Annotated in this window: 1 rRNA gene; it reads left to right on the top strand. The window is 52.0% G+C overall.

Annotated features, from left to right (window positions below):
* Positions 1-325: ribosomal RNA gene (locus tag WH85_RS46365) — 23S ribosomal RNA — on the top strand; the annotation flags it as partial.

Genomic DNA, 325 nt, shown 5'->3' with positions numbered 1-325 from the left:
ACAAACGTGATTCCGTGAGTAGTGGCGAGCGAAAGCGGACGTAGCCTAAACCTTATACGTGTGATACCTGTCAGGGGTTGCGTATTCGGGGTTGTGGGATTTCTTGTGAGAGGGCTGACGACTTCTCGAGGAGTTACAAAGTTGCATGTTAGTCGAACGACGTGGGAAAGTCGGCCGTAGACGGTGAGAGCCCGGTAGACGAAAATGTGTGACCTCCTTAAAGATTTTCCCGAGTAGCAGCGGACTCCTAGAATCTGCTGTGAATCTGCCAGGACCACCTGGTAAGGCTGAATACTTCCTGGTGACCGATAGCGGACTAGTACCG

This window comes from Actinoplanes rectilineatus, assembly GCF_000962825.1.
Classification (GTDB): Bacteria; Actinomycetota; Actinomycetes; order Mycobacteriales; family Micromonosporaceae; genus Actinoplanes; species Actinoplanes rectilineatus.
Note: the sequence above shows the minus strand (reverse complement) of the source record. Positions and strands in the feature narration are given on the sequence as shown.